The organism is Mesorhizobium sp. M0833 (assembly GCF_040319905.1).
Classification (GTDB): domain Bacteria; phylum Pseudomonadota; class Alphaproteobacteria; order Rhizobiales; family Rhizobiaceae; genus Mesorhizobium.
Genome location: NZ_JAMYOQ010000006.1, coordinates 50,651 through 72,402 on the forward strand (window position 1 = coordinate 50,651; position 21,752 = coordinate 72,402).

General features: G+C 61.8%; 24 protein-coding genes and 1 pseudogene. 12 read left to right on the forward strand and 13 right to left on the reverse strand.

Annotated features, from left to right (window positions below):
• The first annotated feature begins 43 nt into the window (after window positions 1-43).
• Window positions 44-901 carry an alpha/beta fold hydrolase gene (locus NKH98_RS09040; RefSeq protein WP_352897782.1) on the forward strand — a complete coding sequence of 286 codons (858 nt, stop codon included), beginning with the start codon at window positions 44-46 and terminating at the stop codon, window positions 899-901.
• Here the strand turns inward: NKH98_RS09040 and NKH98_RS09045 are convergent.
• Window positions 870-2,300 (reverse strand): MFS transporter, encoded by a 1,431-nt coding sequence (locus NKH98_RS09045; RefSeq protein ID WP_502894218.1) that lies wholly within the window; start codon window positions 2,298-2,300, stop codon window positions 870-872. The two genes, NKH98_RS09040 and NKH98_RS09045, sit on opposite strands and share 32 nt — an antisense overlap.
• Window positions 2,301-2,439: 139 nt before the next feature.
• Here NKH98_RS09045 and NKH98_RS09050 point away from each other — a divergent pair, with 139 nt between their 5' ends.
• Window positions 2,440-3,333, forward strand: coding sequence for a LysR family transcriptional regulator (locus NKH98_RS09050; protein WP_352897784.1), 894 nt, complete (start codon window positions 2,440-2,442; stop codon window positions 3,331-3,333).
• Window positions 3,334-3,352: 19 nt separating this feature from the next.
• Here the strand turns inward: NKH98_RS09050 and NKH98_RS09055 are convergent, their stop codons facing one another.
• Genes NKH98_RS09055 through NKH98_RS09070 form a run of 4 tightly spaced genes read right to left on the reverse strand, consistent with a single transcriptional unit; the run spans window position 3,353 to window position 6,284 of the window.
• Window positions 3,353-4,393 carry a zinc-dependent alcohol dehydrogenase family protein gene (locus NKH98_RS09055; RefSeq protein ID WP_352505802.1) on the reverse strand — a complete coding sequence of 347 codons (1,041 nt, stop codon included), beginning with the start codon at window positions 4,391-4,393 and terminating at the stop codon, window positions 3,353-3,355.
• Window positions 4,394-4,453: 60 nt separating this feature from the next.
• Window positions 4,454-4,930, reverse strand: coding sequence for a DUF4262 domain-containing protein (locus tag NKH98_RS09060; RefSeq protein WP_352897786.1), 477 nt, complete (start codon window positions 4,928-4,930; stop codon window positions 4,454-4,456).
• Window positions 4,920-5,570 carry a maleylacetoacetate isomerase gene (gene maiA, locus NKH98_RS09065; RefSeq protein ID WP_352897788.1) on the reverse strand — a complete coding sequence of 217 codons (651 nt, stop codon included), beginning with the start codon at window positions 5,568-5,570 and terminating at the stop codon, window positions 4,920-4,922. Before maiA ends, NKH98_RS09060 begins: the two co-directional genes overlap by 11 nt.
• 3 nt (window positions 5,571-5,573) lie before the next feature.
• On the reverse strand, window positions 5,574-6,284 hold the full coding sequence (locus tag NKH98_RS09070; protein ID WP_352897790.1) for a fumarylacetoacetate hydrolase family protein: 711 nt from the start codon (window positions 6,282-6,284) through the stop codon (window positions 5,574-5,576).
• 223 nt (window positions 6,285-6,507) lie between these two features.
• Between NKH98_RS09070 and NKH98_RS09075 the strand changes: the two genes are divergently transcribed.
• The gene (locus NKH98_RS09075; protein WP_254818245.1) at window positions 6,508-7,191 is read left to right on the forward strand and encodes a response regulator; all 684 of its coding nucleotides are present in this window, start codon (window positions 6,508-6,510) and stop codon (window positions 7,189-7,191) included.
• 50 nt (window positions 7,192-7,241) lie between these two features.
• Here the strand turns inward: NKH98_RS09075 and NKH98_RS09080 are convergent, their stop codons facing one another.
• The 4 genes from NKH98_RS09080 to NKH98_RS09095 all read right to left on the reverse strand — a co-directional run bounded on the left by NKH98_RS09080 (window position 7,242) and on the right by NKH98_RS09095 (window position 11,707).
• Window positions 7,242-7,547 carry a hypothetical protein gene (locus NKH98_RS09080; RefSeq protein ID WP_352897793.1) on the reverse strand — a complete coding sequence of 102 codons (306 nt, stop codon included), beginning with the start codon at window positions 7,545-7,547 and terminating at the stop codon, window positions 7,242-7,244.
• Between the two features lie 1,075 nt (window positions 7,548-8,622).
• Entirely contained in the window at window positions 8,623-9,069 is a 447-nt protein-coding gene (locus tag NKH98_RS09085) for a hypothetical protein (protein ID WP_352897795.1), read from the reverse strand.
• Between the two features lie 147 nt (window positions 9,070-9,216).
• The gene (locus NKH98_RS09090) at window positions 9,217-10,557 is read right to left on the reverse strand and encodes an ATP-binding response regulator (protein WP_352897797.1); all 1,341 of its coding nucleotides are present in this window, start codon (window positions 10,555-10,557) and stop codon (window positions 9,217-9,219) included.
• Between the two features lie 10 nt (window positions 10,558-10,567).
• On the reverse strand, window positions 10,568-11,707 hold the full coding sequence (locus tag NKH98_RS09095) for an FIST N-terminal domain-containing protein (protein ID WP_352897799.1): 1,140 nt from the start codon (window positions 11,705-11,707) through the stop codon (window positions 10,568-10,570).
• Window positions 11,708-12,019: 312 nt separating this feature from the next.
• Between NKH98_RS09095 and NKH98_RS09100 the strand changes: the two genes are divergently transcribed.
• Entirely contained in the window at window positions 12,020-13,042 is a 1,023-nt protein-coding gene (locus NKH98_RS09100) for an acyltransferase family protein (RefSeq protein WP_352897801.1), read from the forward strand.
• Window positions 13,043-13,062: 20 nt separating this feature from the next.
• Here the strand turns inward: NKH98_RS09100 and NKH98_RS09105 are convergent, their stop codons facing one another.
• Window positions 13,063-13,560, reverse strand: a complete 498-nt coding sequence (locus tag NKH98_RS09105; protein ID WP_352897803.1) for a GNAT family N-acetyltransferase — start codon at window positions 13,558-13,560, stop codon at window positions 13,063-13,065.
• 19 nt (window positions 13,561-13,579) lie between these two features.
• Window positions 13,580-14,344, reverse strand: coding sequence for a copper homeostasis protein CutC (locus tag NKH98_RS09110; protein WP_352897805.1), 765 nt, complete (start codon window positions 14,342-14,344; stop codon window positions 13,580-13,582).
• A gap of 226 nt (window positions 14,345-14,570) precedes the next feature.
• Here NKH98_RS09110 and NKH98_RS09115 point away from each other — a divergent pair, with 226 nt between their 5' ends.
• Window positions 14,571-15,014 (forward strand): SRPBCC family protein, encoded by a 444-nt coding sequence (locus tag NKH98_RS09115; protein WP_352897807.1) that lies wholly within the window; start codon window positions 14,571-14,573, stop codon window positions 15,012-15,014.
• A gap of 72 nt (window positions 15,015-15,086) precedes the next feature.
• Window positions 15,087-15,523: pseudogene (locus NKH98_RS09120) on the forward strand (carboxymuconolactone decarboxylase family protein).
• On the opposite strand, the gene NKH98_RS09125 reads toward NKH98_RS09120, so the two are convergent.
• Window positions 15,505-16,407: a LysR family transcriptional regulator gene (locus NKH98_RS09125; RefSeq protein ID WP_352897809.1), complete on the reverse strand. Its 903-nt coding sequence runs from the start codon at window positions 16,405-16,407 to the stop codon at window positions 15,505-15,507. The pseudogene NKH98_RS09120 and the gene NKH98_RS09125 sit on opposite strands and share 19 nt — an antisense overlap.
• 128 nt (window positions 16,408-16,535) lie before the next feature.
• Between NKH98_RS09125 and NKH98_RS09130 the strand changes: the two genes are divergently transcribed.
• The 3 genes from NKH98_RS09130 to NKH98_RS09140 are packed head-to-tail and all read left to right on the forward strand — an operon-like array spanning window position 16,536 to window position 18,633.
• Window positions 16,536-17,039 carry a nuclear transport factor 2 family protein gene (locus NKH98_RS09130; protein WP_352897811.1) on the forward strand — a complete coding sequence of 168 codons (504 nt, stop codon included), beginning with the start codon at window positions 16,536-16,538 and terminating at the stop codon, window positions 17,037-17,039.
• 59 nt (window positions 17,040-17,098) lie between these two features.
• Window positions 17,099-18,082: an alpha/beta hydrolase gene (locus NKH98_RS09135; RefSeq protein WP_352897813.1), complete on the forward strand. Its 984-nt coding sequence runs from the start codon at window positions 17,099-17,101 to the stop codon at window positions 18,080-18,082.
• Window positions 18,079-18,633, forward strand: coding sequence for a nuclear transport factor 2 family protein (locus NKH98_RS09140; RefSeq protein ID WP_352897815.1), 555 nt, complete (start codon window positions 18,079-18,081; stop codon window positions 18,631-18,633). Before NKH98_RS09135 ends, NKH98_RS09140 begins: the two co-directional genes overlap by 4 nt.
• Window positions 18,634-18,870: 237 nt before the next feature.
• On the opposite strand, the gene NKH98_RS09145 is transcribed toward NKH98_RS09140, so the two are convergent.
• A complete protein-coding gene (locus NKH98_RS09145; protein ID WP_352897817.1) occupies window positions 18,871-19,569 on the reverse strand; it encodes a type 1 glutamine amidotransferase domain-containing protein in 699 nt (232 codons plus the stop codon).
• 168 nt (window positions 19,570-19,737) lie between these two features.
• Between NKH98_RS09145 and NKH98_RS09150 the strand changes: the two genes are divergently transcribed.
• The 3 genes from NKH98_RS09150 to NKH98_RS09160 all read left to right on the forward strand — a co-directional run bounded on the left by NKH98_RS09150 (window position 19,738) and on the right by NKH98_RS09160 (window position 21,712).
• A complete protein-coding gene (locus NKH98_RS09150; protein ID WP_352897819.1) occupies window positions 19,738-20,646 on the forward strand; it encodes a LysR family transcriptional regulator in 909 nt (302 codons plus the stop codon).
• Between the two features lie 138 nt (window positions 20,647-20,784).
• Entirely contained in the window at window positions 20,785-21,144 is a 360-nt protein-coding gene (locus NKH98_RS09155; RefSeq protein WP_352897301.1) for a nuclear transport factor 2 family protein, read from the forward strand.
• Between the two features lie 121 nt (window positions 21,145-21,265).
• Window positions 21,266-21,712, forward strand: a complete 447-nt coding sequence (locus NKH98_RS09160) for a nuclear transport factor 2 family protein (protein ID WP_352897822.1) — start codon at window positions 21,266-21,268, stop codon at window positions 21,710-21,712.
• Window positions 21,713-21,752 lie beyond the last annotated feature (40 nt).

Genomic DNA, 21,752 nt, shown 5'->3' on the forward strand with positions numbered 1-21,752 from the left:
GGAAAGAGGGACGATTTTGGTGCCTGGGGTCCAGAAGATAGTCTTGTCCTCCGGCGGCGAGGTGGCCGTCCGGACGGCTGGTGACGCTTCCAAGCCCGCGCTCGTGCTGCTGCACGGCTTTCCTAGCTCTTCGCGGACGTTTCGCGACGTGATCGCGCCGCTCTCCGGCAGCGCCTATGTCGTGGCGCCTGACCTGCCGGGCTTCGGCGCGTCCGACCTGCCGCCCGAGCCATCGTTCGACATGCTGGCCGGCGCGATTGAAGAGCTGCTCTCGCGTCTCAACGTTGGCCGCAGGTTTCTTTATCTGCATGATTTCGGAACCCCGGTAGCGCTTCATCTCGCCATGCGCGCGCCGGAACTCGTCGAAGGCCTCGTTATCCAGAATGCCAATGCCCACCGCTCCGGTTTTGGTCCGCAATGGGCAGACACATTGGACTTCTGGGCTGCGCCGAATGCGGCGAATGAGCAGGCCGCCACCGCCCATCTGACCCTCGAGGGAACCCGCGACCAGTATGTCGCCGGCCTGCCCGGCGAGATCGCGGCGCAGATCGATCCAGGTGGTTGGATTGAAGACTGGCGGGTCATGTGCCTGCCGGGACGACTTGATCTGCAGAAGGCGCTCATTGCCGACTACGGCCGATATGTCGACCGGTTCGGGGAGGTGGCTGATTATCTGGCGAAGCATCAGCCCCGAGCGATGCTTCTTTGGGGTCGCCACGATGCCTTCTTCGACATTGCAGAGGTTCAATCCTGGCTTGTGGATCTTCCCCGGATGGAGGCTCACGTCTTCGACGCAGGACATTTCCTCCTGGAGACGCATGCGCTCAAGGCTGCTGAACTGATGCTGGAGTTCGTCGCCGGCGGCTCAGCTAAGCGCGCTGGCCGCGGCGACCAGAAATAGTCGCAAGGATCAGCGCCGCCACTACCAGGGCCGTCGCCACCTGGAAAGTGACCTGCATCCCTCGTGCGGCTGCCGCAGGTGCTAACATGGCCAAGCCAGCTCCTTCGCTCCCGGCAGCCGATGCGAAGGCAAACACCGCGCCCATCACCGACGCACCGGTGATCAGGCCGAGATTGCGCGACAGATTGAGAAGGCCGGAGACGACGCCGCGCTGGTCGGATGCCACGCCGGTCATCACGGCTGAATTGTTGGAGGTCTGAAACAGGCTGTAGCCGGTGCAGACGATGATGATCGGCACGATATAGCCGGCAATACCGAATTCCGCCCGCGACAGAGCAAAAGTACCAATAGCGAGATCGAACAGGCCGACGATCGTGATCCGGTGCGCCCCGAAACGATCGACCAGGCGTCCGGCCGGCAGCGCCGCCAATGCGGTAACCAGAGGGCCGGTCGACAGAACCAGCCCGACCATGGCTGCGTCCAGCCCAAGCGTGCGCGACAGATAGAACGGCGCGACCACCAGCGTCGCCATCATCACGGTGGCGACGATCAGGCTCATGGCGAGGCTTGCGTTCAACGCCTGATCGCGGAGCCTCGCAGGTTGAATCAAAGGGTTCTCGGCCCTTGTCTGCGCAATCACGAACAGCAGGCCAGCCACGGCGGCGGCAATCAGCAAGCCGACATTGAGAGAACCAAAACTGCCGCGCCCAAGAGTCATAGCGAGCGCATAGGCGGCCAGCGTCAGCGCGAGCAAAGCCGTGCCTATGCCGTCGAAACCGCGCCGATCTGGCGTCTTTTTTCCGGCCGGCAGGACGCGCCTGGCAAGCGCGAAAGCCAGCGCCCCCAACGGCAGATTGATGAGGAAGATCGCGCGCCAGCCGAGACCGGCGATCAGCAATCCGCCAAGCGACGGGCCAAGCGTGGTGCCGATCGCCGACATGGCGCCGAGCAGGCCCATGGCGCTGCCGGTTTTTCCCCGGGGAACCGTGTCCGCGACAAAGGCCAGCGTAAGAGCCATCATGACAACCGCGCCGAGCCCCTGTGCCGCCCGTGCGGCGATCAGCAGCCAGAGCGTCGGGGCAAGCCCGCAAAGCACGGATGCGAAGGTGAACAGGGCAATGCCGCCGAGCAATAGCGGGCGGCGGCCGAATATGTCGGCGAGCCGCCCGGCGCTGACGACCAGGGTGGTGATGGCGAGCAGATAGGCAAGAACGACCCATTGCACGAGCTGGAACGATGCGCCGAACGCCTGCATCAGCGATGGCAGCCCGACGCTGGCGATGCTGGTGGCGAGCGACGACAGCAGCGTTGAAAGCGACAGGCTTGCCAATGCCCATCGGGTCGAGCGTGCGCTCACCGGGGCAACTTCGTCCCAGGTCTTTTCAGCGGTCGATGCCAAGGTGAACTCCTCTGCCGTCAGCCCCAAATCGGAGCTGTCGGAGGCTATTCCTTCGCATGATGTGGCGGAAGGCGCAGTATTTGCATCTTATTCGTGCATGAAACGCCACATTACGGCTGAGCTGTGCTACGGTCCTTCCATGTCGTCGCCCGATCTCAATCTGCTTGTCGCCCTTGATGTGCTGCTGACCGAGGGCAGTGTGGCGCGCGCGGCCGGGCGGCTACGCCTCAGTCCCTCGGCGATGAGCCGGACGTTGGCGCGGTTGCGCCAGGCGACAGGCGACCCATTGCTGGTTCGGGCTGGCCGTGGCCTGGTTGCGACGCCGCGCGCGCTCGAATTGCAGCAGCAAGTGGGCCGCGTCGTGCAGGATGCGGAAGCGCTGCTGCGCCCGGTCAGGCCCCTCGACCTCTCCGCTCTCGACAAGGTCTTCACGCTGCGCGCCAACGAAAGCTTCGTCGAAGAGTTTGCACCGCCTCTTGTGACCCGTGTCGAAGCGGATGCGCCCGGCGTGCGGCTGCGTTTTGCGCCGAAATCCGACAAGAGCGACATGTCGTTGCGCGACGCGGCGATTGATCTCGAAATCGGGGTTGCCAGTGAAACGAGCCCTGAAATGCGCATTCAGGCGCTGTTTCGCGACCGCTTCATCGGTGTGGTGCGAACGGGACATAAACTGAGCGAGGGCCCGGTGAGCCCGGAACGTTATGCGGCCGGTCGCCACATCAGCGTGTCGCGGCGTGGCCGCGAAAAGGGCCCGATCGACGAGGCCTTGAAACTGCTGGGTCTCCAGCGGACGGTTGCGTGCATGGTTTCCAGCTTCTCGGCCACGCTCGCCATGGCGCGCGCCTCCGATCTGATCGCCAGCGTCCCCGAACGGCACACGCTGGGCGCGCGCGCAGGCATGTACAGCTTCCCGTTGCCGGTCGATATCGAGGAGGTCACCATTTCGATGCTCTGGCATCCGCGGCTCGATGTCGATCCGGCGCAGCGCTGGCTGCGAGCCTGCGTGCGGGAGGTATGCGCGTCGTTTCGTTGATCCAGAGTCGGGGCGTGATCTAGAATCTGGTCACCACGCCGATGCCGATGCCTTCGAAGCCGCCCATCGCCATCAAAGCGGCCGGCGCTTCCTCGAGGCTGATCTTCTTGCCGACCAGGAGTTCGGGTTTGAGCTTGCCGGTGCGGATCATCTCCATCATCGCCTGGTAGCGAAACGCCTGCATGCCGTGGCTGCCGCGGATTTCGAGCTCGAATGCGATCACCTTGTCCATCGGAATCTGCGGCCTGGCATGGTCGCCGAGCATCAGGCCGACCTGCACGTGGCGCCCGCGGCGGCGCAGGTTCGCGATCGAATTGAACGAAGTACTGGGGTGGCCGAGCGCGTCCATCGACATATGCGCGCCGCCATTGGTGATCTGCTTGACCGCCTTGACCACGTTGGGCGTCTTTGCCGCGTTGATCGTCGCCACCGCGCCGATCTTTTTGGCAAAGTCCAGCTTCTCGTCGGTGAGGTCGATGGCGACGACATTGGCGCCCATGGCGCTGGCGATCATGATCGCCGACAGGCCGACGCCGCCGCAGCCATGTACGGCCACCCATTCGCCGGGAGCCACGCGGCCCTGATCGACGATGGCGCGGAACGAGGTGACGAAGCGGCAGCCGAGGCTGGCGGCGGTGGCGAATTCCATCTCGTCGGGCAAGCGTACGAGATTGGTATCGGCATGGTCGATGGCGACATATTCGGCGAACGACCCCCAGGCGGTGAAGCCGGGCTGGAACTGGTGCTCGCAGACCTGGTGGTTGCCCGACGTGCATTCGAAGCAGCGGCCGCAGCCGACGGCAAACGGCACGGTGACGCGCTCGCCGCCCTTCCAGCGGGTCACCTGGTTGCCTGCGGAGACCACGACGCCGGCCAGTTCGTGGCCCGGCACATGCGGCAGCCGGATGCCGTCGTCGTGGCCCATCCAGCCATGCCAATCGCTGCGGCAGAGGCCAGTCGCCTCCACCTTGATGACGACGCCTTCCGGCGAAGGCGTCGGATCCGGCACCGTCTGAATCGTCGGCGCCTCGCCGAATTTTTCGAAGACGACGGCTTTCATGACAAGGCTTTCATAAGTTTCAATTCACCAAGGGCGCATTCGTCAGGCGGTTGTTCGGAGTTAGCTTGATGCCGGCGGCGTGTCGAGAAGCGGTTGCCGCTTTCGAAACCACTCGCTCGCTTCAGTATCCCACGGCCAGATGCCTTCGGTCGTAGGATAGATAAGCTGCATAACCCGGAAGCCCAGGCCGTCGTAGAACCAGATGTCCCAACCGAAATGTTCAGGATAGTGCTCAACATGGACCGAGCCGAACTGACAGTCGAAGCCGCCTATGAAACCAGACGATCGCCGCCCGATGCGGAAAATCTCGCCGTTGCACACCCGTCTGCAGTATTGGTTGATGACAGACTGGGAAAGCTCTGGCTTCAGCCCGACAACGACCAGTTCAGGAGCATTGAAATTGTGCTCTATCCCCACCGAGTAGCTGAAAGGCGGATGCTCGCCTTCTTCCAGCACATACAGAATGCGGCAGCCATATTCTTCGATATCGGCGAGCGTTTTCGCTTCATCTGGATCTTTGGCTTCTCTATTCGGCATCGATCTGGTTCTCCGGCGCGGCCTTCCGGCATGCCGGCAGCGCCATGCAGGCGGCATTGATGCGCGCGATCGTCGGGTAGGGCGTCATGTCGACGCCGAAGCGGGCATTGCTGGTGACCTGCGCGACCAGGCAGATATCGGCCAATCCCGGCGTGTCGCCGTGGCAGAATGTCTTTGTCTCGGCCGATGAAGCCAGAATCTTTTCAAGCGGCTGGAAGCCTTCGTTGACCCAGTGCCGGAACCAGTTGACGACGTCCTGGTCACCGGCGCCGAACAGCGTGCGCAGCGAGGTCAGCACGCGCAGATTGTTCACTGGATGGATGTCGCATGCGATCATCTGCGCCAGCATTCTGACACGGGCGCGGCCAGGCGCATCCTTGGGCAGCAGCGGTGGCTCAGGGGTGGTCTCGTCGAGATATTCGATAATCGCCAGCGATTGCGTCAGCAGCGTGCCATCGCCTAGGACCAGCGCCGGCACCAGCCCTTGCGGATTGACCGCGAGGTAGGCGGGCTCCCGATGTTCGCCATGGCGCAAATGATGCGGCACGTACTCGTAGGCCAAGCCCTTCATCTCCAGCGCGATCCGCACCCGGTAAGAGGTCGAGGAGCGGTAGTAGTTATGGAGGACGATGTCGCTCATGGATCATGGGCCCGGTTGGCCGATGGTCAGTTCGATTTTGCCGACGCCGTCAACGCCACCGGTGATCTTTTCGCCCGGCCTGACGGCGCCGACGCCGGCCGGCGTGCCGGTGAAGATCAGGTCGCCGGGCCGGAGTTCTACCGCCTCGCTGCAAATCGAGACGATGCCGGGAACCGGCCAGATCAGTTCGGCAAGGTCGCCGTCCTGCCTGATCTCGCCGTCGACCGCGAGCCAGATGCGGCCCTTGTCGGGATGACCGGATTGTTGCGCCGGGACCAGCGGGCCGCAGGGCGCTGAACGGTCGAAGGCTTTCGACCAGTCCCACGGTCGTGCCGCCTTTTTCGCCTCGTCCTGAAGGTCGCGGCGGGTCAGGTCGACGCCGACGCCGTAACCCCAGATATGGTCCAGCGCCCGCTGGCGCGGGATGCGAAAGCCGGCCTTGCCGATCGCGACGACCAGCTCGATTTCGTGGTGCAGGTTTCGGGTCAGCGGTGGGTAGGGGACCGTGGTGCCCGAACCGACTACCGCGTCGACCACTGCGTCGCCCGGTTTGGTGAAGAAGAAGGGCGGATCGCGCTCGTCATTGCCGAGCTCGCGGGCATGGGCGGCGTAGTTGCGGCCGACGCAGAAAATGCGGCGCACGGCAAAACGCTCCGGCGAGCCGGCCACGGCCACCGACGGGGTTGCGGGCAGGGGAAGGACGAAGCCGGTCATGCACTGTCTCTGTTCAGTGGATCTGTCGCCGGCACATTCGGCCGATTTGGGCAAACGGGCAAGGCATTGGATGGCGGAAGAGCAGGCCTGCCGCACGGTGCCGCGGAAATCGTCGGTCCATCCTGCTTTAGCCAGCCAAGATGGCAATGTACTATTTGGCAATAAGCTGGCCATGGTTGCCGGACTATTCTAGACCAGACCAGACCGAACCGAAGTGAAGCTAATGACCGCAGTCAACGATCGCGCCCGGTTCCTCATCATCGACGACCATCCGCTGTTTCGCGAGGCCCTGCACAGCGCAGTGCAGATGGCCTATCCGGAGGTCGACACGGTGGAAGCGCGCTCGATTGCCGAGGCGCTCGAGCTTCTGACGGATGCCAAGCCGTTCGACCTCGCATTGCTCGATCTCAGTATGCCCGACGTGCATGGCTTTGACGGGCTGCTGCAGCTCAGGACGCGTTATCCGCGCCTGCCGGTCGTCATCGTGTCCGGCTATGAGGAGCCGAAGATCATTTCCGAGGCGCTGTCCTACGGCGCGGCCGGCTTCATCCCGAAATCGGCACGCAAGAGCGATCTTGCCGCGGCCATCCGCTCGGTGATGGAAGGTGCGATCTATGTTCCCCAGACCTATGAGGGCCGGCCGCCCGACGCCGACAGCACCGACCGCGCCGAGATGGTACAGCGCCTGGCCACGCTGACGCCGCAGCAGCTCAAGGTGCTGCAGATGCTGCGCCAGGGCCTGCTCAACAAACAGATCGCCTACGAGCTGCAGGTCGGCGAGACCACGGTCAAGGCGCATGTCTCGGAAATCCTGCGCAAGCTCAACGTCTACAGCCGCACCCAGGCGGTGATCGAGGTCTCGAAGCTGGACAATGCCGAGCTGTTTCGCGATCCGGCAGGGTTTTGATCGCACGGTCGTCTGCGAATAAAGACGGACTCTTCACGCCTTCTGTTGTTCTAAATTTTCATCAAAAAAACTGAACCAAGATAGAATATTCCATCTTTGTTATATAAATGAATACTTCCTCCATCGTGCAGGCGAAGACCGCTGTCAAACGTTTTATCGTAGTTGAATCCGACAGAGTTAATCACCAGATATTCTGCAACGTTACTCATTTGTAATAGTGTTTTGGAAATTCTTTCGCTATCAAGCTTTGGAATCCTGACCTCTCCCTTGCTCGTTTTCCAAGGATATAAGCCGTAGTACCGAACAGTTTTCAATTCGTTTGTTTCGTCTAGTCCGACCTCGAGGTCTCGAAGCACATTATATTCTCCCCTTTCTCCCAAAAAGGGTCGGGACCAAGCGCCCGATTGATCGCTTCCGGCACTGACGTTTCATCAAGTTGGTACACAGCCTCTCCTCGAAGAATGCGCCAAAAGGGAGATGTATGGTGTCTAACCGTGTTTTTATTGCTGTTGGTCATTGTTTGTTCGGCACCCCTTCATTGCCCCTTGTTCCCAGGCAGCGTCGTTCTTGGTCTTGCCCGCGACGGCTTCAATGTCTGCAATCCAAATCCGGTGACAGCGCACCATGTTTCTTGCGTCGCCTGCCTTATTTTTCGTGGGTTCACGGCTTTGTCGATTTGCAGCGCAACCCGGTCAGCTGCGTTACTTAGTGCGGCAGACCGGGAACGATAGGGCGGGCGAGGCGAGCCATGCAGTCGATCTACGGACAACTACGGCCAGGCGAACAGTAGAAAAGTGCACTGTTGCCGTAATTGCATCTATTAGATCCGAACTTTCATTCCTGGCGTCATTGCTTGTTCCAAATTCTCCAGCTTGTCGCTTCAAGGAACACGATTGACGTATTTCCTTACGAGGTGGCGCGTCTTCTGGTTGGCCGATCGGGACGATGACAGTGATGACAAATACGGCTGTAATTATTGTCGATCCTCGCTCGAGAGTGACGGCAGCCAACCAGAGCCTTCTGAGCATTGATTTCGGACGTCGACAAAAACGCCGCCGCCACAATTTTCCAAAGAGGAAACTGCTGGCCGCTGCCTCCAATTAGCGATCGAGCGATGATATTGGACGCTCGCTCAAACGGTTCGTCTAAGAGGATGAAAAAGCGGAAAAAATCTCTCACCTCGCTGAGAGGGTAGGAGCCCTTGCTCGTCTCCAAGAGCCACCGACCATGATCGTATCGCAACTGGAATTCTTGCACTGCCTACAAACCCTCAAAGTGAACCAGGACCAATATGCGAAAATCCAATAACGAGCGTTCGTCGTGTCCATTGTATACATGGAACACCTGATCCCTTGCGCAAAGCTAACCCCTCTGAGACGTCAAACCAGCACATGCGCTAGCACGCCGCGCAGTCGCGCCGGCTTCAGCGGCTCATGTCGCAGAAAACCGCAGCCCCGTCATTCCATGAGACTCATACATGTACTTGAATTTATCAGAAACAATTATATGGAATCTCGTCCCGAAGTTGTCATTCAGGCGAAAAATATCAAACTCGGTCGAGAAACCATCAACGAGCCTTAGCTGATCAATGCGGTACATGTCTCCGTCTTCAAATGTTTCGAAAATAGACTCGGAAAAGTCGAACCCTTTTATCTCCTCCATGGGTACATATATTTTCAAGTCGCCCCTATCCGTCTTGGCCGTATGAAAGAGGTGCTTGCTTCTCGAAACAATCGGACCAAACGCCTCGAATATCTCGCGCTTTGCAAACAAGACGCCTGGATGAGAGCTCGGTACGAAATCCGAGATATGCAGCGGCCGCTCGTCATCAAAGCGAAAAAGCAACTTACTTTTGTCGACAGGCCCAGCCTCCTCCATCTCGAGGAAAGCCTGGGATCCATTTGTATTTCCGTCGTCGACGAGAATACAGTAATCTCGGGCGTTTTCTTCTATTCTCCAATACATCCTTGGCCTTTTCAAAATTTGGTTCTGCCTGATGCAGTTCGCCCATGCCCTCAGATGGGATCAAGCCAGCAGATGCGCCAGCAGCGCCCGTAACTGCGCTGGCTTCAGCGGCTTGCGCATCAGCTCGATGCCAGCGGCGCGGGCGGCGTTGGCGACGATCTCCGAACCGTCGGCGGTGACGATCAGCGCCGGCACGGCGCGGCCGAGATAATCACGGACCTCGGCGATTGTGGTGGTGCCGAGGTCGCCGCCATCGAGATGCTGGTCGGCTATGACAATGTCTGGCAACCAGTCGGTATCGCCAAGCATGTCGAGCGCGTCACCGGTCGAGGTGGCGGGGCGCACCAGGCATTGCCAGCGCTCGAGCAGGGAGGTCATCGCCTGCAGCACCTCGATGTCGTTCTCGACCAGCAGCACCCTTGTGCCGAACAGACCGTAGCCGCGCGGCCGCTCCATGTCGACGGTGCCGGCGATTGGATCGGCCGTGTCGCCGATCCCGATCGGAACGTCGATATGGAAAATCGTGCCATGTCCGACCTTCGACGAAAACGTGACGGGATGGCCGAGTGCCGCGGCGATGCGGCGCACGATGGCCAGCCCCAACCCCAGCCCGCCGGCGGCAAGCCCGGCATCCGTCGGGATCACGCCCCGATGGAATTCCTCGAACACAGCCTCGCGCTGGTCGTCGGGGATGCCGCAGCCGGTATCGGCGACGTCGATGCGGATCGTGTCGCCGCGATGCCTGGTGCCGACCAACACGCCGCCCGAGCGGGTATAGCGCAGTGCATTGGACAGGATGTTCTGCAGGATGCGGCGCAGCAAGGTTCGGTCCGAACGAACGAGCGCATCGACCGGCCGGAACTTCAGCGTCAGCCCCTTCATCTCCGCGACCGGCTGAAAATCCGAGCGCAGAGACGAAAACAGCGTCTCCAGGCTGACATCGGTGATGTCGGGCTGCACGACGCCGGCATCGAGCTTGGAAATGTCGAGCAAGGTGCGGAGCAGGTCCTCCATCGTCTCCAGCGATCGCTCGACCTGGCGGACCAGGTTTCTGCCTTCCTCGCTGGTCTGTACTTCGGCAAGTGCCGAGACCGACAGATGCGCGGCGTTCAGCGGCTGCAGCACGTCATGGCTGGCGGCCGCAAGGAACCTGGTCTTGGACAGGTTCGCCAGCTCGGCGTTTTCCTTGGCTGCATTCAAGTCGATGTTCGACTGCTCCAGCCGGCGCAAGGTCGAATGCAGCTCTTCGGTGCGGCTGCGCACCCGGCTCTCGAGCGAAATGGCGGTCTGGAACAGCGAAAAAGCATTGCCTTGCTGGTCCATGGAGCGCTCGACGCGGCTGATCAGCGCGGCGTTGATCTTCTTCAGCCTTTCCAGGTCGTCGATGTTCCTGAGCGGCATGCCGGATTTCCTACTCCGCCGCTTCGGCCGCATTGCGTTCACCGAAGGCGATGCCGGTGAAGGTCTGGTTCAGATGCATCGAACGGTACTGTTCGCCATAGGTGCCGAAGCCGAGGACGTTGTTGACCTTGTAGAGTTCCGAAATCTCGCGATAGACCTGCCGATTGCGCGCGTCGAGCCGGCGCAGCACGCAGTCGAAACCGAGGATCAGGTCGATGCCGCCAAGCCTTTCACTGACGTCGCTGAGAGCGGCGCGGGTCGCCTCGACCATGTCCTTAGGCTGGGCGACGGCAAGCACGACACCATCGTCGATGGCGCAGAAGAACGACAGCGAGCCGTCCGCGTGCATCTTCTGGATTGAACGGCAGTAAAATTCGCCGCCGACTTTCACCACCACCGGGTGCGAGGCAAAACTCAGTGGCGTCAGCATCTGCGCGACGACGCCGACCGAGGCGGCATATTCCTCGGCGGCAATGGTGGCGTTGAATTCGCGCACGATGCGGTGGTCGGGATCGGATGCCGTCACCACCAGCTTCTCGTCGGTGGGAACGAAATTGTCGGTCTTGAACACGTGGAAAGGAATTTCCGTGGTGATCAGCACGATGATGGCGCTGTCGGAGGTCACTTTGCCGTTCGAGATCAGCCGCGTTGTCTCGAATTTCAAGTCATCGCCAGCCGACCCGCCGATCAATGGAATATCGTCGAGCCCCCAATGGATGGCGGAGGTCACCGCTTCTTCGGCATAAGACAGGCCGTCGATCAAGCAGAGCGCGAAAGTGGTGTCGGCTCGCTCGTGCCCGAGGCGCTCGCGTAACGAACGCCTCAGCGCCTCGACTTCGCCGGTAATCCCGTCCATGCCCGATGAGGACAGATTTTCGACCATGGTGCTGGCTGCCGAAAACGATGCGGAGGGAAGCAGCATAGCCAGGATCTGGCCTTCCTCCAGCCCCTTGGGCGTTATCTCACCGGCCGTCGAGCAGCCGGCATAGTGGAGCGCCGGCGCGTGGGTCTTCAGCGCTTCCGACAGGGCGACGGCCTCTATGAGGCTCTGCGAGAAAAACAGGAGGGCGAACCCGGCGTCAATGCCCGCTGCTTCCGCTGCCACCGCCCGGGCGAACGCATCCGCGTCGGATTCGTCGGTCGTGAGCACCGAAAGGCCGCATGCATAGCGCGTCCGTGACTTGGCCAGCGGCTTCCTCCTCCATTTCCTCCGACGCTTTTTTTGTGCGCGTCTGGCGCGCCGGCGTCGAGGTCATTGTTGTCTTGAAGCGGCGCTTTGGCAATGAGCCAACATGATGGATTTGAAGTTTCTACCGTTTGACGGCGTCAGCGCAGCCGCTCACGGACGGAAGCTGTGCGTCCCGTCGGGCGTGTCGTTATCTCGCACTTGCACAAAGTTGTAGTGCACTGCAATATGGCTGGGAATGCGGCCTTGAGCCCGCCTTTCGCAGAGGGGACCGGCATGACGGACATCTCCGCGACGCGTCTTGTCGTGGCCAGGCCTGTCGCCGACACATCGTCAAGGGCGAGGCTTGCCTATCTTGACGGCTGGCGCGGCCTGTCGATCGCGCTGGTGCTGATCGGCCATTTCTTCCCCGTTCCCGGCATCAATCTCGGCGTCCTGGGCGTCGAATTCTTCTTCGTGCTCAGCGGCCGGCTGATGGCCGAGATCCTGTTCGTCGAATACTATCCGCTGAAGAAATTCTTCAAGCGCCGGTTCTCTCGCATCTATCCGGCACTGCTGGTTTTCGTCGTCGTCGCGATGATCGCCTTGTCCGGCACGTTCATCGCCTTCAAGTGGAAGGCGGCGCTGACGGCGCTGACGTTCACCTACAATTACGCCGGAGTTCTCGTTACCCGCGCCGGCTCGCTCGACCATATCTGGTCGCTCTGCGTCGAAGAGCATACGTATATCATTCTGGCTCTGATCAGCGTCGTCGTCCCGGGACGGTCCCGCGTCATCATGCTGCTCGGCGCATTGTCGCTGCTGGCCATGGCGAACGGCGCCATCTCCTACTGGGTGCTCGCAATAGGCTACGAGGGCACCTATTGGCGCACCGACGTGCACATCGCCTCGATCCTGCTGTCGGCGGTGTTATGCCTGCTCAAGGCCGACGACAGGCTGCCGGCGCTGCTCAAGGGGCCGCACGTTGCCCTGGCGGCCACAGTCGTGGCTGTGCTCCTTTTCATGGCTGCCGTGCCAACCCCCATTCACTATCTGGTCGCGGTGCCGCTGCTGGCGCTCGCCGTCAATTTGCTCGACTTCAGCAGCCGCTACCTGACCAGGTTTCTGTCGTCCCTGCCAATGACGATGCTGGGGCTGTGGTCGTATTCGCTCTATCTGTGGCAGCAGCCCTTTTATCAATTCGTCGACATAAAAGGCAGTTCGCCGTGGTTGATGCTTGCGGCGGCGTTCGCTTGCGCGCTGTGCAGCTACTACATCATCGAAAAGCCGGCCCGCTCCTGGCTGAACCGCAATTGGTAGGGCGAGCGGCGCCCGCCGTTTTAGCCGGCGATCCGCTTTGCATAATACCGCACGGCTTTCCTGCCACCGTGGATTACCGCGTCGCCCACTTCCGCAAAGCCGAGTGCGGCATGGAAGGCGTCCGAAGCCGGATTGGGCGGCTCGGCATTGACTTCGCAGGTGACGATCGCCTGGCTGGCGCGTGACGCCTGCTCGAACAGATCCTCATACAGCCGGCGGGCATGGCCGCGCCCGCGCGCTGCGGCGGCGACCACGACGCGATCGACATAGACGAACCGCGGGTAACGATCGCGAAACCACAGGAAGTTCGGGCTATCGTAGCTGGCGTCCTGGTCGAAGGTCATGATGAAGGCTTCGAGCGAACCGATACGGCGCGCGTAAAACGCTTCGCCGAGCAGGAAGGAAAGGCGCTCGGGTTCGAGCCACGACAATTCGGCGGCGTGCTCGTTGTTGAGCGCGAGGACCGCCGGCTCATCACGCGGCGAAACCCGCTCGATCGGCAAACGCGTTTCGATCATGTTTTTTCTGTCTCCGGGATCATGTCCGGACGGCGGCGATGGTCGCCGCCGCCATCGCCTTGTAGGTCACGGTGGTGCGGTATTCGCGGTCGAGATCGGTGCCGCCCATGCCGACCGTTGGGTTGCGGTAACGCATGGCACTCGGCACGTCCTTGAGCGCGGCGAAATGCATTTCGCTCAACCCGGTTTTCCTCCGCACCTTGCCGATGTTCTCTGGGTCAAGCCCGCCGCAGCCGAGGATGATGATGCGGTCGCCGGCCTGCCTGACAAGATCGGCGAGCAGGTCAGCGCCCTCGAGCGCCGTGTCGCGCTGGCCGCTGGTCAGCACGCGGCCGACCTTGCAGCGGATCAGTGTCTCCAGCGCCTCTGTCGGGTCGCGCGTCATGTCGAAGGCGCGGTGGCAGGTGACGTTCAAGCTTCCCGCCGCCTTCACCAGTTGGCTCATGCGCTGCTCATCGATCGTTCCGTCGGCATTAAGGCAGCCGATAACGACACCGGCGACGCCGGTGTCGGCAAGGGCGCCGACATCGGCGAGCATCGAACGATACTCGGCTTCGCTATAGAGAAAATCGCCGCCGCGCGGCCGCACGATGACGTGGAACGGGATCGTCGCCAGCTCGAGCGCCGTGCGCACCGTGCCGAAGCTCGGTGTGATGCCGCCTTCGATCAGGCTGGCACAGAGCTCGACACGGTCGGCGCCGGCGGCTTGCGCGGCCAGCAGCCCGTCTATGCCTTCGACGCAGATCTCGATCAGCGGCAGGCGAGGGCGTTCGGTCTCGATCATAGGCGATCCGTCGATGATTTCAGCTGCCCAGCGGTAGCATCGGGCATGGTGCGATGAAAGCCGGAAGTGTTGGCTCAATGTGCTCGCGATCGCGCCTGCCATTCCGCCGCTTGACACATTCATAACTTCAGGGTTATACGTAAACGATAGCTGGTGGGTTATTGGTTCTCGTGGAGAGCGCGTTGGTGAACAGACCAGCCAAACCGCAAACAACGGGTCCGAAGTTATGACTGGAGCAACTACAGTCGAAACCAAATCCATTGTCGTCGAGCGTCTCATACCGCACGCGGCTGAAAAGATATGGCGCGCACTGACCGTGCCGCATCTGGTTGCCGAATGGCTGATGAAGAACGACTTTGCGCCTGTGCAAGGCCATCGCTTCACCTTTCGCGCGACGCCGGTACCGGGCTGGTCGGGCGTGACGAACTGCGAGGTGCTGAAGATCGAGCCGCCGCGCCTACTCGCCTACAGCTGGGGCGACGGCACTGAATCCGACAGCGGTCTGAAGACCGTCGTGACATGGTCGTTGACGCCCGAAGGTACGGCGACCCGGGTGCGCATGGAGCATTCCGGGTTCCGGGCCGAGGACGAGCGCGGGTACATCGGAATGGGAAGCGGCTGGCCGCGCATTCTCGAGCGGCTTGAGCAGGTGACTGCCTCGCAAAACTGAAGATCCCTGCGCTCGCCGCAACGCGGCGGCCGGCGAACTGACAGAGCCAAGGATGTCGAGACCCCGGATGTGATGCTCATTCCCCGGGCCCTGCAGGCGCTGTTCGCGCTGGACAAGTCGACGGAAACGGCCGATCTGTCCTATGTGACGCGCAAGCTCGTCCATTTGCGCGCCAGCCAGATCAACGGATGCAGCGTTTGTATCGATATGCATGCGCGCGAATTGAAGAAGGCCGGTGAAAAGGACGAGCGCGTCTTCACCGTGTCCGCCTGGCGGGAAACACCTTACTTCACGGACGCCGAGCGCGCCGCGCTGGCGCTGACCGAGGCGGCAACCCGGTTGGCTGACCGGCCGGATCCGGTGCCGAAAAGGCCCTTGCCGCCCTGGTCATCCAGATTGCCCTGATCAACGCATTCAACCGGCTCAACGCAACTAACAGGCAGATGTCGGCGCCTGGGGCTGAACGGAGCCGGGTTCTCGAAAGGTCACATCAGATACGCAGCTTGTGAGCGTTCGCGCGCACGAAGTCGATGAAGGCCCGCAGCTTCGGCGGTACGAGGCGGCGGCTGGGATAATAGAGGTGGAGCGGCTCGTAAGCGGAACAGAAAGGCTCCAGCACCTTGACCAGCGCGCCTGAGGCAAGAAGCGGCGCGGCGAGGCCCTCGACCGCGAAGGCGAGGCCAAGCCCCTGCTCGGCGGCGGTAATGCACAGCGGAAGCGTGTTCACGACCAGACATGCGTCCGGCGTGAATGCGACTTCGCGTCCCTCCACGATGAACTCCCAGGGCGAAATCGCGCGGGTGAGGGCGAATGCGATGCAGCGATGGGCGGCGAGGTCGGCCGGCCGCTTCGGCGTACCATTGCGCGCCAGATAGTCCGGGCTGCCCACCACGACCATCTGCAAGGGCCCGCCCAGACGCGCGCCGATCATGTCTTTGTCGAGAAGCTCGCCGATGCGCAGACCGGCGTCGAAGCCCTCGGCGGCGATGTCTACGAAGCTGTCGTCGAAAATCAGACTAAGCCGCACTTCGGGACAAGCATCCATGAACGGCCGCATCAGTGGCTCGATCAGCAGCGGGGCGGCGATCCAGGGCAGGCTGAGGCGCAGCGTGCCGGCGGGACGGTCGCGAGCTTCGCGCAGTGCCGCACCAGCCGCCCGGATATCTTCGGCTGCCGGGCGCACGTGGTCGAGGTATTGAGCGCCAGCTTCGGTCAAGCCAACGCTGCGAGTCGTCCGATTGAGCAGCCGCACCCCCAGACGCTCCTCGAGCCCCTTGACCGCCTCGCTCAACGAGGCCGGAGCGACGCCGAGCTCGGCGGCGGCGCGGGTGAAGCTTTTGGCCTCCGCAACTTTTACGAAAGCGACGATGCCGCTGAACTGGTCGAGGCGCATTGTAAGGATTTTCCAAATAGCCCTGTCGAATTCTACTGGTTTTTCCGGTGAACAAAAGGCGTCATGTTGAGTCCGACGAACGGGCCTCGGTGTTGGGAACGGCTCGAACAGGGAAGGAAACAGGACCGATGACCAGGCTTGCTTCGCTCGCCGCCGCCGCTCTTCTGGCGGTGTCTGCCGCCCCGGCGAATGGCGGCCCGCTGGAAGACAGCAACATCCAACTCGTCAAGGACTACTACGCCGCTTATGCGACCGGGAATCCCGAGGCCGTCCGGCCCTTCCTCGCACCCGACATCGTGTGGCGCATTCCCGGCCATCATCCGCTTGCCGGCGACAAGCGCGGGCCGGACGAGGTGGTCGCCTTCTTCCGCGGCCTGGCCGACGGCAAATTCAAGGCCGAGCCGATTTTCTTCCAGGCGCAAGGCGACCTTGTCGTCGATGTCCATCGCGGCTGGTCGAATGTCGGCTCGGGTCCCGAGATCGACCAGCTCTACGCCCTGATGTTCCGCATCAAGGACGGCAAGATCACCGAGGCACAGAATTTTTTGACCGACATGTACCAGTCGGACGCCTTCTACTGGGCGCATTACCCGCTGAAGCCACTGCCCGGCCGACTGGCTGGCGAGCGCTGAGACGGCGGTCTTTTTCGCAACGCGCCGCGGTTCTCACTCCAAGCCAAAGGAGACTTGGAATGCTTAAAACCCTGACACTTGCTGCAGCAACCGCCGTGACGCTCGCCGCCTCCAATGCCGCCGCCGCACCGCGCGTCGAGCACGTCACATTCTCCTCGCACGGTGAGCAGCTCGTCGGCGAACTCTATCTGCCCGATGATCTCGACGCGGCGAGACCTCGGCCCGCGCTGGTCGTGACTGGCGCCTGGATGACGGTGAAGGAACAGATGCCGACCCGCTACGCCCGCGAGATGGCGGATCGCGGGTTCGTCGCCCTGACCTTCGATTTTCGCGGTTGGGGCGAAAGCGGCGGCATACGCCGCCAGTACGAGGATCCTAAGGCCAAGATCGCCGACATCGAAGCCGCGGTCGCCTATCTCGCGAGCCGGCCCGAAGCCGATCAGGACCGCATCGGCGGCCTCGGCATTTGCGCCAGCTCCGGCTACATGGTCACTGCCGCCGCCGAAGATACCGCGATCAAGTCGGTCGCTCTCGTCGCGCCCTGGTTGCAGGATGCCGAAGTGGTCGAGCAGACCTATGGCGGCAAGGAAGGCGTCGCCAGGCTTGAGGCCGCGAGCGATGCGGCAGAGGCCGCGTATCGCCGCACCGGCAGACAGGCGTTCCTGCCGGCCGCCAGCCTGAGCGACGATCGCGCGATCATGTTCAAGGTGCCTTATTACACCGAACCCGATCGCGGCATGATCCCGGCCTGGCGTAACGATGCCGATCCGGCCTTCTGGCGCGGCTGGCTGAGGTTCGACGCCATCCAGGCTGCCCCGCGCCTGCACCAGCCCTTTCTGATGGTGCACAGCGAGGCGGCAGCCATTCCGCAGGGTGCGCACAAGTTTTATGCGCGGCTGACCAGTTCCAGGCAGGAGCTGTGGCTCGACAACGTCACCCAGTTCGATTTCTACGATCGTGCCGCGCCGGTGAAGGCGGCGAGCGATGCCGCCGCCGCGCACTTCCGCGCGACACTGGGCAGTGCGGGGGAGGCGGGACAATGAGCGTCGTCACCCGCCGACATGTCCTGGCCGCGACGGTTTCCGCCGCGATGATTTCCGCCGTCTCGGCGTCCGTTTCGAGCGCCTCGGGAGCTGCGCTGATGGTTGAAGACAGGATGGCCATCGCCGAGGCAGTGGCGGGGATCGGGCTGTATGCCGACCTGCGTGATTGGAACCGGGTCAAATCCTATTTCGCGGCCCGCGTCACGACCGACTACACCAGCCTGTTCGGCGGCGGGGTCGCGACCAGCAGCCGCGACGCGCTGATCGCCCAGTGGCAAGGACTGCTGCCAGGCTTCGACGCCACCCAGCACCTCATCACCAACATCATTGTCGAAGGCGCGGGCAATGATGCCATGGCACGCAGCCATGTCCGCGCAGCCCACTGGATCGACGGGCGGTTCTGGACGGTCGGGGGCAGCTATCTCCACCGGCTGGTGCGGGCGCCGGAAGGTTGGCGCGTCAAGGCAATCTCCATCCGCCGTTTGTACGAAGAGGGGGATCGCGCCGTGCTGGCCGCCGCTGCCGACCGGGTAAAGGCGGAGGCCAAATGAGTGTTCGGGTTTACGCATGCCCAGCCACGCGGCGAGGTTGCTCGGAGCATCGGCAACGTGAATATTGATCGAAGATGTCGGGGCAGGCTTGGCGCATGCGGCATTAGTGGCGCCGCCGTGGACACGAGACATGACCCTTTCACTGCAAGACGTTTCGGATCGGCTTGAGACTGTAGCGGGTTCTGAAGTTGATCCGCCGACGCGAGCCGTCGGCAGATCACGGTTGTTCCAGACCGCTCAGGCGGTCTTGCTCTTCCTCTGGCTCAAAGCGCCTAGCAGCGCCTCAGCTGCCTCGCTCGATGATGCTGGGTTCTGACCCGTGATAAGCTGGCCATCGACGACTGTGTGGACGCCCCAGTCCTTGACCTTGGAGAAAACCGCGCCGAGGCTGATCAGCTCGTCCTCGACCAAGAACGGCACGACATTCGTGAGACCTACGGTCTCCTCCTCGCTATTGGTGAAGCCGGTGACGTAGCGTCCCTGCACAAACGGCGTGCCGTCGGGACTGGTCACGCGATGCAGAACGCCCGGTGCGTGGCAAACGAGGGCGATCGGCTTGCCGGCCGCGATGAAGGATCCGATCAGCTTGATCGAATTCGGATCTTCGGCCAAATCCCACAGCGGGCCGTGGCCGCCGGGGTAGAAGACCGTGTCGAAGTCCTTCTGGTCGACACTGTCCAGGCGCACGGTTTCTGCGAGCTGCGCCTTGGCAACCTCGTCAGCACTGAAGCGCCGTGTAAGGTCGGTCTGGAACATAGGCTCGTCGCTTTTCGGATCGAGAGGCGGCTGGCCGCCCTTCGGCGAGGCGAGGGTGATCTCGGCGCCGGCGTCCTTGAAGACGTAGTAGGGGGCTGCCAGTTCCTCGAGCCAGAAGCCGGTCTTCTTGCCGGTGTTACCGAGAGTGTCGTGGGAGGTGAGTACCATCAGGACTTTCATTGTCGGATCCTTTTCTCAGGTGATGCCGCGCCAATGAGGCGTCGTAGTTGGTTGATTTGGAGCTCGATCGGCCGCGTCGGCTTGTCGATGCACGGATAATGGCACCTGCCCATGTATTTTAGAAATTTATTTCATTTATTTTATATATTCATGTCAGATTATATCTCGATGAGATACGATCTGAACCTGCTCCCGGTTTTCCTCGCCCTGATGGAAGAGCGGAGCGTGACACGGGCAGCAGCGCGACTGGGCCTCACCCAGCCGGCGCTGTCCAATTCGTTGAACCGCCTGCGCGACACCCTCCGGGATCCGCTATTCATCCGGGAAAGGTATGGCATTAAGCCGACGCAATTGGCTGAGGAGATCGCTCCGACGATCGATGCAGCGCTGGCGCAACTGGACGATCTCATTTTGAACCAGCAGGAATTTCAGCCAGCAAAGGCCGAACGGCTGTTCACGCTTGCCCCCAACAGTTACGTGGAGCTTGTGTTGATGCCGGCCCTCGTCGCGAGGACGCGTGAGCTGGCGCCTGGTATCAAGCTCCGCATGACAGCATTTGGCAACGATCTCGCCGAGACCGGCGTCATTTCCGGTACCACGGCCCTGGTGATTGGCCGGATCGTCGATCCGCCGGGCAATCTTGTCGTCCAGCATCTTATGGACGATGGGCTCGCCTGCGCGGTGCGCAAGGATCATCCCGACGTTCGAGACCATATTTCCCGAGAACAGTATGAAAGGCTCAAGCACGTGAACGTGCTCCCGCCGGGCCGGCTGCGGGCGGGCCTCTTCCAGGCATTGGAGCAACAAAACCTCAAGCGAGAGATTGCCCTTTCTGTCACGCACTTCCTGGCCGTGCCAGAGATGCTTGCCGTCACGGATTACTGCGCAACGCTGCCGAGACTGATCTGCCGCAGCCTTGAGAGGGATCCGCGCCTGAAGATACTACCGCCGCCCGTCGACCTCGGCACTTTTCCAGTGCAGATGGCTTGGCACATTCGCTACCGCCACGACCCAGCCCACAGGTGGTTGCGTTCGATGATCGGCGAATTGGCAAAAGAAATGGCGTCGGAGACCTAAGACGGCTTTCTTGTATCCGCGTTGATGTCCGCAGAGGCCAAACCGGGCCATTCATCGTGCCGTATGCCGAGCACCAGATCCGGACTTGCCCGAGCTATCATCAAGCGGCAGCTAGGGTCGCACCATGCCGCCAACTAAGTGCTGTCCGTCACGATCGACTATACCAGCCTCTTCGGCGGCGAAGCCGCGACCAGCGGCCGCGACGCGCTGATCGCCCAGTGGCAAGGGCTGCTGCCGGGCTTCGACGCCACCCAGCACCTCATCACCAACATCATTGTCGAAGGCGCAGGCAATGACGCGGTTGCACGCAGCCATGTCCGCGCAGCCCACTGGATCGACGGGCGGTTCTGGACGGTCGGTGGCAGCTATCTCCACCGGCTGGTGCGGACGCCGGAAGGCTGGCGCGTCAAGGCAATCTCCATCCGCCGCTTGTACGAAGAGGGGGATCGCGCCGTTCTGGCCGCTGCGGCCGACCGGGTAAAAGCGGAGGCCAAATGAGTGTTCGGGTTTGCGCATGCCCAGTCGCGCGGCGAGGTTGCTCGGAGCATCGGCAACGTGAATATTGATCGAAATGTCGGGGCAGGCTTGGCGCATGCGGCATTAGTGCCGCCAACCGGACATGACCCTTTCATTGCAAGAGGTTTCGGATGGGCTCGAGATCGAACAGCTGCTTGTTCGCTATTGCTACGCTGTGGACGATCGCGACTGGGACGCCTATCGCAAAATATTCACACTCGATGCCGTGCTTGACGACACTGTAACAGGTGGAATCAGGAGCGGTGTGGATGAGCATGTCGCTTACATGAAAGGCGCCCTTTCGAAGATATTGATCTCGCAGCACGCCATTTCGACAATCCTTCTGGATCTCCGAGGGGATGAGGCCAGCGCGCGCGTGCATTGTTCATGCCCGATGGTGGTCGACCTCGGCGAAGGCAAAAGGCAGGTCTTCTTCCAAGGGCTCTGGTATCGCGACCGCGTCGTACGCACGTCCGAGGGCTGGCGCATAAGTGAACTTGTCGAGGAAGGCTATTGGAATCACAATTTGCCGGAGGGGTTCGCGTTCTGACGTCGGTTACGCGCTGTGCTGGATCCGCCCCGGACGCCAT

What these genes read in the sequence shown, in the direction of transcription:
- NKH98_RS09050 (WP_352897784.1), top strand. Translation starts at nt 2,440, where the DNA reads ATGTCGTCGCCCGATCTCAATCTGCTTGTCGCCCTTGATGTGCTGCTG.
- NKH98_RS09055 (WP_352505802.1), bottom strand. Translation starts at nt 4,393, where the DNA reads ATGAAAGCCGTCGTCTTCGAAAAATTCGGCGAGGCGCCGACGATTCAG.
- NKH98_RS09060 (WP_352897786.1), bottom strand. Translation starts at nt 4,930, where the DNA reads ATGCCGAATAGAGAAGCCAAAGATCCAGATGAAGCGAAAACGCTCGCC.
- maiA (WP_352897788.1), bottom strand. Translation starts at nt 5,570, where the DNA reads ATGAGCGACATCGTCCTCCATAACTACTACCGCTCCTCGACCTCTTAC.
- NKH98_RS09070 (WP_352897790.1), bottom strand. Translation starts at nt 6,284, where the DNA reads ATGACCGGCTTCGTCCTTCCCCTGCCCGCAACCCCGTCGGTGGCCGTG.
- NKH98_RS09075 (WP_254818245.1), top strand. Translation starts at nt 6,508, where the DNA reads ATGACCGCAGTCAACGATCGCGCCCGGTTCCTCATCATCGACGACCAT.
- NKH98_RS09085 (WP_352897795.1), bottom strand. Translation starts at nt 9,069, where the DNA reads ATGGAGGAGGCTGGGCCTGTCGACAAAAGTAAGTTGCTTTTTCGCTTT.
- NKH98_RS09090 (WP_352897797.1), bottom strand. Translation starts at nt 10,557, where the DNA reads ATGCCGCTCAGGAACATCGACGACCTGGAAAGGCTGAAGAAGATCAAC.
- NKH98_RS09100 (WP_352897801.1), top strand. Translation starts at nt 12,020, where the DNA reads ATGACGGACATCTCCGCGACGCGTCTTGTCGTGGCCAGGCCTGTCGCC.
- NKH98_RS09105 (WP_352897803.1), bottom strand. Translation starts at nt 13,560, where the DNA reads ATGATCGAAACGCGTTTGCCGATCGAGCGGGTTTCGCCGCGTGATGAG.
- NKH98_RS09110 (WP_352897805.1), bottom strand. Translation starts at nt 14,344, where the DNA reads ATGATCGAGACCGAACGCCCTCGCCTGCCGCTGATCGAGATCTGCGTC.
- NKH98_RS09115 (WP_352897807.1), top strand. Translation starts at nt 14,571, where the DNA reads ATGACTGGAGCAACTACAGTCGAAACCAAATCCATTGTCGTCGAGCGT.
- NKH98_RS09125 (WP_352897809.1), bottom strand. Translation starts at nt 16,407, where the DNA reads ATGCGCCTCGACCAGTTCAGCGGCATCGTCGCTTTCGTAAAAGTTGCG.
- NKH98_RS09130 (WP_352897811.1), top strand. Translation starts at nt 16,536, where the DNA reads ATGACCAGGCTTGCTTCGCTCGCCGCCGCCGCTCTTCTGGCGGTGTCT.
- NKH98_RS09135 (WP_352897813.1), top strand. Translation starts at nt 17,099, where the DNA reads ATGCTTAAAACCCTGACACTTGCTGCAGCAACCGCCGTGACGCTCGCC.
- NKH98_RS09140 (WP_352897815.1), top strand. Translation starts at nt 18,079, where the DNA reads ATGAGCGTCGTCACCCGCCGACATGTCCTGGCCGCGACGGTTTCCGCC.
- NKH98_RS09145 (WP_352897817.1), bottom strand. Translation starts at nt 19,569, where the DNA reads ATGAAAGTCCTGATGGTACTCACCTCCCACGACACTCTCGGTAACACC.
- NKH98_RS09150 (WP_352897819.1), top strand. Translation starts at nt 19,738, where the DNA reads ATGAGATACGATCTGAACCTGCTCCCGGTTTTCCTCGCCCTGATGGAA.
- NKH98_RS09160 (WP_352897822.1), top strand. Translation starts at nt 21,266, where the DNA reads ATGACCCTTTCATTGCAAGAGGTTTCGGATGGGCTCGAGATCGAACAG.